This window comes from Legionella beliardensis (assembly GCF_900452395.1).
Classification (GTDB): Bacteria; Pseudomonadota; Gammaproteobacteria; order Legionellales; family Legionellaceae; genus Legionella_C; species Legionella_C beliardensis.
This window is the reverse complement of sequence record NZ_UGNV01000001.1, coordinates 2,411,384-2,424,096: the sequence shown is the minus strand read 5'-3', so window position 1 is coordinate 2,424,096 and position 12,713 is coordinate 2,411,384. Positions and strand designations below refer to the sequence as shown.

Genomic DNA, 12,713 nt, shown 5'->3' with positions numbered 1-12,713 from the left:
TCTCTTATAATTATTACATAAAAGTTTAAAAAAAGAATTAATTAACTTGTCTAAACGACGCTTGTTTACAGCTTTTAATATAGCTGCAGAGAGCCTATGGATACCGCGGTCAAGCCGCGGTATTTCGGGTTATTTTGGCGTGCTTTAGGTATTTTAAAAAGAAGAAAACGAAATACCGCGGCTTGACCGCGGTATCCAAGGATAATTAATCGATTATACTATTTCTCTACTAATGGGTTGTTGTTGCGTAATACAATGAATCCCCCCGCCTCCAACGAATACTTCTAATGCATCAATTTGATTAATCCGATAGGTTGGAAAGCACTTTTGTAGTAGCTGACGCGCTGCATTATCGTATTTTTCATGGCCAAATGCGGGCATAACAATGCCTTGATTAGCTAGGTAAAAATTAATATAAGACAAAGTCAATCGCTCGCCGGCGATGTAAGTCGCTGGTGGCTGTTCTATTGTAATAACGTCTAGGCTTCTTCCGGCTGCATCCGTGGCAGTTTTTAAGATGTCATAATTTTCTTGCAAGCGTTGATAATTCTCATCTTGTTTATCAGAGGTAGTTAAGCATAACACGGTACCTGGCGCTGTAAAGCAAGCAATTTCATCAATATGGCCGTCTGTTTCATCACCAATAATGCCTTTATTAAGCCAAATCACTTTTTGCGTACCTAAATAATCATGAAGATAATTTTCAATCTCTTCTTGCGACAAATTAGGATTGCGATTAGGGTTAAGTAAGCACTCACGAGTCGTCAGTACAGTGCCCTCACCATCAACATGAAACGAGCCACCTTCCATAACTAAAGGTGCTTTAAAGTAACGCGCTTGTGTGGTTTGAATAATAGTAGCAGCAATTTGGTCGTCTAGCGCACAGTCAAGGTAATTACCGCCCCAAGCATTATGAATCCAATCAACGCCGGCTAATTCTTTTTGCTGATTTAATAAAAAAGTAGAGCCTGTGTCACGTGTCCAGGAATCATTTAAAGGCAATGATTGAATTTGAATGGTATTGTCACATAAACGTTGAGCACTCTCTTCATCGCCAGGATTAACTAACATAATAACGGGTTCAAACTCAGCAATTGCTTTTGCTACTCGACTGTAAGCTATCCGTGCCTTTTCAAGACCAATGGCTTCCCATGTTTCAAGATGGCATGGCCAAGCCATCCAGCAAGCCGCATGTGGATACCATTCTGCAGGCATTTTAAAGCCTTGTTGTTTTGGTGTAATCATATTGATTCTCTAAAATTTATTTACGAAAAGCTTTGATTGCCATTAAGATAAGTTAATTGTGAAAAAATACTACGTAACTCATCTAAGTACCCCTGAATTGTTTCCTGCGGAAGTTCAGAACTAATCAGCTGTTTCTCGTAAGAGAGTAATAGTTTTTTGGTGTCATAATGCGCATAACTTAGAACATTAGTTACCGTATCGCCACTGACTAAATCATTAATTTCAAATTGCCCATCTTCTTTTAAATTAACATCCAAAGAGTTAGTATCGCCAAATAAATTATGTAAATTACCTAAAATTTCCTGATAAGCTCCGACTAAAAAGAAAGCAATTGCATAAGGATTATCTGGATTAAAATGAGGTAACATCAGCGTTGATTCTATAGAAAACTGCCCAGGGTAATGCTTAATTGTACCATCAGAGTCACAAGTTAAATCTTGTAAAATACTTGGTATTCTTACTGGTTCATTTAGATGGGAAATAGGGGCTACTGGAAAAATTTGATCAATTGCCCATGCATCAGGTAAGGATTGGAAAAAAGATAAATTACAAAAAATCTTAGCTGCCATTCGCTCATTAATAATATTCATTAACTCGCGATCGCCTAGTGTTTTTTCATCCAATTTCCGTTGGACTTCACAACAAATAATGGTAAACAGCCGCTCAACTTTGGCTTTTTCTTCTAACGTAATGACGCCATGTTTGAACATAGAGTGGGCTTCTTCAAGTGAGTGAAGCGCATAATGATAAAGTTCGCTTGGCTTATGATCGGACAGGGACTGATAAGTATCCCAAATATCTTGAATTACATGGGAATCATCAGGGCCAATAAAAGGCAGTTCATTTGTTTTTTTGATGACTTCAACATCAGTAATATTAGTGACCAATACGGCATGATGCGCTGTTAGAGCACGGCCTGATTCAGAAATTAAATTAGGTTCAGGCATTTCTGCTTCTTCGCAAACATGGCGAATTGCTAAAATAATATTTGTTGCGTATTCATTAAGACTATAGTTCATAGAACAATCAGTACTGGTACGAGTGCCTTCATAATCAATACCTAAGCCACCGCCCACGTCAATCGTTTGAATAGGTGCTTGCAAACGGCGTAACTCAACATAATTACGAGCCACTTCTTGCATACAAAAACGAATGTCATGAATATTAGCTACTTGCGAACCTAAATGGCAATGCATAAGACGTAAGCAATCTAGGGCATTATTCTCTTTAAGGCGCATCACTAAGTCGAGTACTTGCTCAGCATTTAAACCAAACTTTGATTTAGCGCCACCGGTGTTTTCCCATTTGCCTGCACTCTTAGTCGTTAAGCGAATACGTACACCTAAATTAGGTTTTATCTTAAGTCTTGCTGATTCTTTAAGAATAATATCTAATTCAGAACGCTTTTCAATAATAATAAATATTTCATGGCCCATTTGCTGTGCGATTAAGGCGGTGCGTATATAAGAGCTATCTTTATAGCCATTACAAACAATTGTTGAGCTACGTTTATCTAACATACCAATAGCAGCCATTAACTCAGGTTTACTGCCGGCTTCAAGGCCAATTGCATGCGCAGGCGCTTTTAATAATTCCCGTACAACACACTGTTCTTGATTAACTTTAATAGGATAGACTAATTGATAATGACCTTGGTAATTGTTATCAGCAATCACTTGGGTAAAGGCCTCATAAATCTTCAGAACGCGGTCATGCAGAATATCAATAAAGCGAATAAGTAAGGGTAGTTTTAAGCCAGCGCGGTTAGCCGCTTTAACAATAGCTGTTAACTCCACACCTTGCTGGGTCGAATTTTTATGGATTTCGATATTGCCTAATGGGTTAATAGAAAAATAACCTTCGCCCCAATGAGCAATATTATAGGAATTAAATTCAGTTAAATTGTCAGTCATGAGGCAATTCCTGCTTGGATTTTAAGTAATTCTTGATAAGTTTCTGGCTGGCGCTGGCTTGCGAATGGAAATAACCTGCTCCAAAGCGACCGTATACTCATGTCAAGCTCAGCGACTAATACAGCCGGCTCATGTCGTGGTGCTTGCACTAGGATTTCACCCAGAGGATTGCTAATAAAGCTACTGCCATAAAATTCAAGTCCTTCTTCAGTCCCAATACGATTAACAGCTACCATAAAACAATTTGCCATAATCCCTTGCGCAATCATAACTTTTTGCCACAGTGGTTGACTATCAAATCCTGGTGCTGTTGGTTCAGCGCCAATAGCCGTTGGGTAAACTAAGAGTTCAGCCCCTTTTAAGCCGTAAATGCGTGATAGTTCTGGAAACCATTGATCATAACAAGTTGGTAGGCCAAAGCGATGCCCAGCTAAATCATGGACAGGGTAATTAGAATCGCCTGGTTTAAAATAATAGTCTTCATGGTATTTTTCGCCCGAAGGGATATGCTGTTTGCGCGTGATGGCAGCAATTTCACCCTGTTGGTTAAAAGCGACAGCCGTATTAAACCCAGCTTTTTCAAAAAGTGATGCTGTAATCACCACTTGAGCTGTTTTTGCCATGTTACCCACGAAACGAGCAGTGGGACCTGTATGAATATCTTCCATAAATGGCTGACAATCGACATCTGGACGAGTGCAAAAATAAGGGGAAAGGGTTAGCTCTTGTAAGCAGACAACCTGAGCGCCTTGCTTTGCAGCAGCCATAATACCTGCTGCTAATTTTTCTTGATGTATATTGGGGTCATTGTACCAACGCTCCTGCACTAACCCAATGACTAATTTATTACGTGTAACCATGTGTTTGTCTCGCCAAGTTGATGATTATTCAAGAAGATCAGGTACTTTCTACCGAAAGTTCACCATGTTTTAGTTGCACAGTATGTTAGTATACGTTGGATTCATTGATATTGAGCTAACCTGTTTAACCTAGATCTTATATACCTCTTACCACTGAAGCGATAGGTTGGGTTGCTATTATCTAATTTTTTAAAAAAATAGCGTATGAAAACCTATCGTTTCAGTAGCGAGAGGTATATATCTCTTTCAAGCTGAATGGGTATAAATAATAGGTATTTTACAGGATAAGTTCATTTTGTAATATAATAGATAAGGATATCTTATAGCAAACTGCTCTTTTTTAACATGAGAATTGTGTAAATTCTGTGCTTTTTACGAGATAATGCTCGTTTAGCATTGATTGGCTAAAAGTGCGTTAGCTACTTTAGACTGATTTTTGCGATTTAGTGCTTTGCAAATCATATCGCCAGCAGCGACAACTTTGAAAATATCAATACCCGTGTCAATGCCTAAGCCATGCATTAAATAAAGTATATCTTCAGTAGCTACATTACCCGTAGCCCCTTGTGCATAAGGGCAGCCCCCTAAGCCTGCCACAGAGCTGTCAAATCGATAAATACCGCAATCTAATGAAGCAACAATATTAGCAATTGCCTGACCATAAGTATCGTGAAAATGCATGGCTAATTGTGAGGCAGGGAAAGTATCTAAAAGACTGTGAATTAATGCTTTCGTTTGCTTAGGTGTTCCTACACCAATGGTATCACCGAGACAAATTTCGCTAGCACCTAAATTAAATAATTGCCAGGCGACGTGAGCCACTTGAGCTGGCTTAATTTCACCCTCATAAGGACAACCTAACGCGCATGAAATATAAGCTCTAACTGAGATATCATTTGCTTTGGCTAAATCAAAGACCGGTTTAAAGCGCGCAATACTTTCAGCAATCGTACAGTTTATATTACGTTGATTAAATGTTTCACTGGCGGCTGTAAAGACTGCTACTTCTTTTACACCTAGGCTAAGCGCTTTTAGCATGCCTCGCTCATTAGGCACGAGTGTTGAAAAACAAACTGTTTCTGGTTTATTAATCGATTTAAAAACGACCTCACTGTCAACAAATTGCGGGATTGCTTTTGCTGAGACAAAACTAGTGGCTTCAATGTACTTTAAACCGGTTTGGCTTAATTGATTGATTAAGGCAATTTTAGTTTCAGTCGCGACAAACGACAGCTCATTTTGCAATCCATCGCGTGGACCGACTTCAACGATTGTAACGTGTTGAGGGTAGTTCATGGACAGTTCCTAAGTACAATCTGTAATGGTGAGTAATTCTGCTCCTTCACTCACTTGCGAGCCGATTTCATAAAAAAACTCAGCAATTATACCATCTTTTGGAGCATGAATCGTATGTTCCATTTTCATGGCTTCAAGTACAAGTAATTGGTCACCTTTTTTAATTATATCACCTGGTTTTTTTAAAATGGCAACCACGGTTGCAGGCATGGGTGCCGTTAAATGGCCTATTTGCTGATTTTGATTATTAGTCTGCTCCCAGCTAAACCGCTCAATGCTTATTGGCCCTTCTTTAAGATAGATAATGATGTTATCTAGCTGATTTTCAACCCAAGCTGATTGTACTTTTCCATCATATTCAATAAAAAATTGCCCTTGAACCAATTTAAATCGCAGCTTGACCTGTTTCTCATCTATTTGCAGTAAAAATTGTTCTTTATTAATTGGTGAGATAATAACTTCTATTTGTTGGCCTTCAAGTAAATAATGCCACCGCCAGCTACTGGTTAAATGCATCTGCCAAGCAAAGCTTTGCTGCAATAAAGCATCCTCATCTTGCTTAATTAAATGGTAATAATCATAACAGGCAGCTATAAGTAGGCCTAATTCTTTATCGGGCGTGGGAAGGGCTATCGTTTCTTCAGTGAGAAAGTGGGTGGTGATGTTTGCGTCAATAAAGGCCGGATGTTGACAAATCGCTTGAAGAAAAGGAATATTTGATTTAACCCCACCAATTGCAAAATGCTCTAAAGCTTCTTGCATGCGCGCCAGTGCTTGACTGCGATTTTCGCCCCAAGTAATTAATTTAGCAATCATAGGGTCATAAAATTGGCTAATAGCCGAGTGACAAGTAACACCCGTGTCAATCCGAATACCTTGGCCTGTTGGCTCTTTTAGAAAATTTAATTGCCCAATGGATGGTATGAATCCTTGCTCAGGATCTTCAGCATAAACACGGCATTCTATGGCATGACCTGTTGCATGAATAGCGTCTTGCTTACAAGGTAGGGGTTCGTTGGCAGCAATTTTTAGTTGCCAAGCCACTAAGTCAAGGCCGGTTATCATTTCTGTAACCGGATGCTCAACTTGTAGGCGGGTATTCATTTCCATAAAATAAAATTGTTCATGCGTATCGACTAAAAATTCAACTGTACCAGCACCACGATATTGAATAGATTGTGCGACCTGACATGCAGCTTGCGCTAATTGTTGACGTAACTCGTCACTTAAATGCGACGCAGGCGCTTCTTCAATAATTTTTTGATGGCGACGTTGAATTGAGCAGTCTCTTTCATATAAATGGACTACTTCACCGTAATGATCTGCCATGATTTGAATTTCAATATGGCGGGGATTAACAATTAATTTTTCAATGATGATGGTATCATCCGCAAAGCTTGCTAGCGATTCGCGTCTTGCACCTGCTAACGCGTGCGAAAATTCTGATTCTTGATAAACTGCACGCATGCCTTTGCCACCCCCGCCATTTGCGGCCTTAAGCAGCACTGGAAAGCCTATCTTTTTCGCTTCTTGTAATAAAAGATCATCACCTTGTTCATGGCCATGGTAGCCTGGAGTAAGCGGGACGTTAGTTTTTTCAAGTAATTGTTTAGCCAATTGCTTTGAGCCCATTGCATTAAGTGCTTCAATAGAAGGCCCAATAAATACAATATTAGCTCTAGCACAGGCTTTGGCAAATTCTGCATTTTCAGATAAAAAACCATAGCCAGGGTGAATGGCTTGTGCGCCACTTGCTAAGCTTGCTGCAATGATAGCCTCTATATTTAAATAACTCGCGGCAGCTTTAGCGTCCCCAATACAATAGGCCTCATCAGCTTGCTCTACATGGAGACTATTTCTATCAATTGTTGAATAAACAGCAACTGTTTTTATTCCCATGTGCTTCGCTGTTTTAATAATGCGGCAAGCGATCTCACCTCGATTAGCGATCAGAATTTTTTTAAACATGAAAAATCCTAAGTATTTTTCTTTTTAGGGCCTGTTAGCATTTGTTATCGTGATGCTAATTGTCAACATACCCACCTTAAATTAAATAAAAATTACTCACCATCAGCATCTCAGATAATAACTTTTAATTCCATTGGGGTTGTTCTTTTTTAAGAAAAGCTTGTAACCCTTTTTGGCCTTCTTTAGAGACACGTTTTTGGGCAATTAATACAGCGGTTTCTTGAATTAATTCATCAGTAACGGGTCTATTGCATACGCGATGGATTAAGGCTTTACAATCAGCCACAGCCTTAGGCGCAAGGTTCGCAATTTGTCTTGCATAGGTAAGTGCAAAGTTCGCCAAAGTACAATCTTGTACGCAATATTGAATTAAATTAAGTTGTTTGGCTTGTTCAGCATCAAAAGGCTGTGCACTCATAAATAGCCATTTTGCCGCACGTTCACCAATGGCTTTCACCACATATGGACTAATTACAGCCGGAATAAGGCCAAGTTTTACTTCAGAAAAACAAAATTTTGCTTCTGTCGAGGCAATCGCAATATCACAAGCTGCAACCAAACCTGCACCACCCCCAAAAGCACCACCTTGTACAGCAGCAATGGTTGGTTTAGGGCATTCATAGAGCGTTTTCATAAGGCGGGCTAATACGAGTGCGTCAACTAAATTTTCTTCTTCATTAAATTGTGCCATACGCTGCATCCAACTAAGGTCAGCGCCTGCAGAAAAATGAGGTCCATTTGCTTTTAACAGAATAACTCTAACTTGATTGTCTGCAATCGCTTTATTGAGCTGTTCTTGCAATGCCTTTATAAGCTTATCATCAAAGGCATTATGTTTATTCACGCGATTTAAGGTAATGATAAAAACATGGTCCTGCAATTGTGTTAATAGTTCATTCATGTTAGTTCCCTACATTCGAAAAACGCCGAAGCGTGTTGTTTCAATTGGTGCATTTAATGCTGCTGACAAGCTTAAACCCAAAATTTTACGGGTATCTTCTGGCGCGATGACCCCGTCATCCCATAGACGCGCACTGGCGTGATAGGGGTTTCCTTGTTTTTCATATTGACTACGTAATTTTTCTTTAAAAACTTCCTCGTCTTGCTGAGACCAGGTGGTACCCGCTTTTATATGTTTATCTCGGTTAATTTGCGCTAAAACATTAGCCGCTTGTTCGCCACCCATCACTGAAATGCGCGCATTAGGCCAAGACCATAAGAAACGAGGGTCATAAGCACGGCCGCACATTGCATAATTCCCAGCACCATAACTACCTCCAATAATAACAGTGAACTTAGGTATATTGGCATTAGCAACCGCCGTAACCATCTTAGCACCATGTTTGGCAATGCCTGAGGCTTCATACTTGCTACCCACCATAAACCCAGTGATATTTTGTAAAAAAAGAAGTGGAATTTGACGTTGAACACATAATTCAATGAAATGGGCGCCTTTTACAGCACTTTCGCCAAAAAGGATGCCATTATTGGCAATAATACCAATTGGATAGCCATATAAATGGGCAAAACCACAAACTAAGGTACTGCCAAATAAGGCTTTAAATTCATCAAACTCAGAGCCATCTACAAGGCGAGCAATCACTTCACGAATATCGAAGGGCTTGTGTAAATCAGCTGGGATAATCCCATTTAATTCTTTAGGATCATAAAGGGGCTCGCGGCTATTAATACGAACTAACTGTTCTTGTTTTTTACGATTTAAATGTTTAATTGCTGTACGCGCTAGGTGCAGTGCATGCGCCTCATCTTGGGCGTAATGATCAGCCACACCTGATTGACGACAATGAACATCAGCGCCACCTAATTCTTCAGCACTGATAATTTCGCCTGTGGCGGCCTTAACTAAAGGAGGGCCCCCTAAAAAAATGGTGGCTTGATTGCGTACCATAATTGATTCGTCAGCCATGGCTGGAACATAGGCGCCACCAGCCGTACATGAACCCATAACAACAGCAATTTGTGGGATATTACGCGCTGATAAATTAGCTTGATTAAAAAATATACGGCCAAAATGCTCGCGATCTGGGAATACCTCATCTTGCATAGGTAGGAAGGCGCCTCCTGAATCAACTAAATAGATACAAGGTAGATGATTGGCTCTTGCAATTTCTTGCGCACGCAGGTGTTTTTTTACGGTTAAAGGATAATAAGTACCGCCTTTAACCGTGGCATCATTAATGACTATCATACATTCCGTACCCATAACCCGACCAATACCTGTAATGAGTCCGGCTGCTGGAATAGTGTCTTCATAAACTTGATAAGCTGCTAGCTGCGATAATTCTAGAAACGGGCTTCCTGGATCTAATAAACGTTGTAGGCGCTCTCGTGGTAGCAGCTTCCCGTGTTTTAAATGGCGTTTTCTGGCTTTTTCATCACCACCTTGGGCGATTTCTTTTATCGTTGATTGTAAGTTAGTGACTAAATCACTCATAACCGCCGCATTTTGTTTAAATTCATTGCTAGCTGGATTTAGTTGACTGATAAGCTTTGGCATAAGAGTTCTCAATGAATAAAAATACTACTAAGGACAAGGACTAACCACAGTAACCAGGTTAGCTCGATAAAATGAGGCATTTTTTTACCTTTTATTAATTTATAAATCAGTGCCCCAATAGCCACAATTAAAACCGGGATTAAAGTTAAGACGATAACTTTACTAATAATGATACTTATTGGCGTCGGGGTAAAGAGCAGTGACAATTTGACATACAAATAGGTATAGAGCATGTCAGTATAAACAATAAAGGTATGGATATAGCGCGTAAAGAAAATAGCTAAAATACTTAGCAGTAGATAAATTAAACTTTGTTTCAGCATGTAAGACTCAAGTTATTATTATTTTTACGCTTAAACGCCTAACTAGTGCGTCTCTCGCAACATGTTACAGTCGCGTTTTAAACTCAACCTTTGTAACACGTTGTAATTGACGCACTCATGGAATAATCTTTAATCAATTAACTCTATTGCCATGGCTGTTGCTTCGCCACCACCGATACACAATGCCGCAACGCCACGTTTTTTTTGCTGTTGTTGTAAGGCGTGAATTAAGGTGACTAAGATACGTGCGCCAGACGCACCAATTGGGTGGCCTAATGCACAAGCGCCCCCGTGGATATTAACAACTTCAGCACTAAGTTCTAATTCTTGCATGGCGGCCATTGCAACGACGGCAAAGGCTTCATTGATTTCATATAAATCAACGTCATTTTGCTTCCAGCCAGCCTTATTCATGACTTTACGCATGGCTTCAACAGGTGCCGTAGTAAACCATTGTGGCGCTTGCGCATGACTACTATGAGCTACGATCCGAGCAAGTGGTTTTATTCCTAATTTTTTAGCAGATGCGAGAGACATCACAATTAAGCTTGCAGCGCCATCTGAAATAGAGCTTGAGTTGGCTGCAGTGACCGTACCATTTGCTTGAAAGGCAGGCTTTAATTGCGTAATTTTTGCAAGTTTATTAGGATCTGGGCTTTCATCCTTGCTTATAATTGTTTCACCTTTTTTATCTTTAATGGTAATGGGCGCAATTTCTTCACTAAAGTTATTATTTTCGTTAGCTTGTATGGCTCTGGTTAAGGAGCGAATAGCGTACTCATCTTGTTGTTCGCGACTAAATTGATAGTGTTTGGCCGTTGCTTCAGCAAAATACCCCATTAATTTCCCTTTATCATAGGCATCTTCCAGGCCATCAAGAAACATATGATCTTTTATTTCGCCATGGCCTAAGCGATAGCCAGCCCGAGCTTTACTTAAAAGATAAGGGGCATTGCTCATGCTTTCCATGCCACCTGCAAGAATGACATTTGCTGAGCCACTTTTAATTAAATCATGTGCTAACATGACAGCTTTCATGCCTGAGCCACACATTTTATTAATGGTTGTTGCCCCAACTGCTTCAGGAATTCCCGCCTTAATAGCAGCTTGCCTTGCTGGTGCCTGCCCAATGCCAGCTTGCAAAACACAACCTGAAATAACCTCATCAAGATCAGTAGGTGATAAATGAGCATAATCAAGAACAGCGCGATGAGCGACAGCGCCTAGCTCAGGTGCTGAAAGACTTGTTAATGAACCTAACATACTGCCCATCGGCGTTCTTTTTGCCGCTACTATAACGACATCGTTCTGTTCCATTATTCTATTCCTTATACTGTTTCGTTAAAAAGTTCACGCCCAATTAACATGCGCCTAATTTCTGACGTGCCGGCGCCAATTTCGTAAAGTTTGGCATCACGTAATAAACGCCCAGTGGGGTATTCATTAATATAGCCATTTCCACCTAATATCTGAATAGCTTGTAATGCCATCTGGGTTGCTTTTTCAGCTGTATATAAAATAACACTAGCAGCATCTTTCCGATTTACCAAACCTGCGTCGCAAGCGCTGGCGACTGCATATAAATAAGCGCGTGCCGCATTTAATTCAGTGTACATATCAGCAAGTTTGCCTTGAATAAATTGAAACTCGCCAATAGGCTGATTAAATTGCTTGCGCTCATGAACATAAGGCAGGACCACATCCAAGCAAGCCTGCATAATGCCTACGGGTCCTGCAGCAAGGACTGTACGTTCATAATCTAAGCCACTCATTAAGACTTTCGTGCCTTGGTTTATTTGGCCTAACACATTGTCCGCCGGCACTTCACAGTCTTCAAAGACCAGCTCGCAGGTATTAGAGCCCCGCATTCCTAATTTATCTAATTTTTGCGCGGTACTAAAGCCTTTGAATCCTTTTTCAATAATAAAGGCGGTAATGCCTTTACTGGCCGCTTGCTTATTAGTTTTAGCATAAACCACTAAAACATCAGCATCCGGACCATTCGTAATCCACATTTTAGTACCATTTAGGATAAATTTATTGTCAGTCGCTTGGGCGTGTAATTGCATACTAACAACATCAGAGCCTGAGTTGGATTCACTCATAGCTAAAGCGCCTATGTATTCACCACTTATAAGTTTAGGCAAATATCGGCGTTTTTGCTCGCTATTGCCATTAAGATAAATTTGGTTAACACATAAATTAGAATGGGCACCATAACTTAAACCCACTGAAGCAGAGGCTCGTGAAATTTCTTCCATGGTAATAACGTGTGCTAAATACCCCATATTAGCACCGCCAAACTCTTCACTAACCGTAACACCTAAGAGTCCCATTGCACCTAATTTTCTCCATAGGTGATTGGGAAATGTATTATCTGCATCAATTTTAGCAGCTATTGGAGCAATCTCTTGTTGGGCAAATTGCGAAACACTGTCTCTTAAAAGATCAAGCGTTTCACCCAGTTGAAAATTTAAACCGATGTGCATGGTATCTTCCTGTGACATTAGCAAATAGGCTAGACTATACTCAATCAAATTCAAGTTGCATAGAAGAGAAATCATTTTTGTCTAGCTAGTTTAGTTGATAA

General features: G+C 40.0%; 10 protein-coding genes. All 10 read right to left on the bottom strand.

Annotated elements, in window-relative coordinates; all coding sequences use genetic code 11:
- Positions 1–213: 213 nt before the first annotated feature.
- The 10 genes from DYE47_RS10640 to DYE47_RS10595 all read right to left on the bottom strand — a co-directional run bounded on the left by DYE47_RS10640 (position 214) and on the right by DYE47_RS10595 (position 12,612).
- Positions 214–1,251: an agmatine deiminase family protein gene (locus tag DYE47_RS10640; RefSeq protein WP_242604204.1), complete on the bottom strand. Its 1,038-nt coding sequence runs from the start codon at positions 1,249–1,251 to the stop codon at positions 214–216.
- Positions 1,252–1,265: 14 nt separating this feature from the next.
- The gene (speA, locus tag DYE47_RS10635; RefSeq protein ID WP_115303250.1) at positions 1,266–3,158 is read right to left on the bottom strand and encodes a biosynthetic arginine decarboxylase; all 1,893 of its coding nucleotides are present in this window, start codon (positions 3,156–3,158) and stop codon (positions 1,266–1,268) included.
- The gene (locus DYE47_RS10630; RefSeq protein WP_115303249.1) at positions 3,155–4,018 is read right to left on the bottom strand and encodes a carbon-nitrogen hydrolase; all 864 of its coding nucleotides are present in this window, start codon (positions 4,016–4,018) and stop codon (positions 3,155–3,157) included. The genes speA and DYE47_RS10630 overlap by 4 nt, the downstream gene beginning before the upstream one ends.
- A 390-nt stretch (positions 4,019–4,408) precedes the next feature.
- Positions 4,409–5,314, bottom strand: coding sequence for a hydroxymethylglutaryl-CoA lyase (locus DYE47_RS10625; RefSeq protein ID WP_115303248.1), 906 nt, complete (start codon positions 5,312–5,314; stop codon positions 4,409–4,411).
- A gap of 9 nt (positions 5,315–5,323) precedes the next feature.
- Complete coding sequence (locus tag DYE47_RS10620; protein WP_115303247.1) at positions 5,324–7,282, bottom strand: acetyl/propionyl/methylcrotonyl-CoA carboxylase subunit alpha; 1,959 nt, start codon at positions 7,280–7,282, stop codon at positions 5,324–5,326.
- A 124-nt stretch (positions 7,283–7,406) separates the two neighbouring features.
- Positions 7,407–8,183, bottom strand: a complete 777-nt coding sequence (locus tag DYE47_RS10615; RefSeq protein WP_115303246.1) for an enoyl-CoA hydratase-related protein — start codon at positions 8,181–8,183, stop codon at positions 7,407–7,409.
- A 9-nt stretch (positions 8,184–8,192) separates the two neighbouring features.
- A complete protein-coding gene (locus DYE47_RS10610; RefSeq protein WP_115303245.1) occupies positions 8,193–9,800 on the bottom strand; it encodes a carboxyl transferase domain-containing protein in 1,608 nt (535 codons plus the stop codon).
- A gap of 8 nt (positions 9,801–9,808) precedes the next feature.
- Entirely contained in the window at positions 9,809–10,123 is a 315-nt protein-coding gene (locus DYE47_RS10605) for a hypothetical protein (protein WP_115303244.1), read from the bottom strand.
- 129 nt (positions 10,124–10,252) lie between these two features.
- Entirely contained in the window at positions 10,253–11,440 is a 1,188-nt protein-coding gene (locus DYE47_RS10600; RefSeq protein ID WP_115303243.1) for an acetyl-CoA C-acyltransferase, read from the bottom strand.
- An 11-nt stretch (positions 11,441–11,451) separates the two neighbouring features.
- A complete protein-coding gene (locus tag DYE47_RS10595) occupies positions 11,452–12,612 on the bottom strand; it encodes an isovaleryl-CoA dehydrogenase (RefSeq protein WP_115303242.1) in 1,161 nt (386 codons plus the stop codon).
- Positions 12,613–12,713 lie beyond the last annotated feature (101 nt).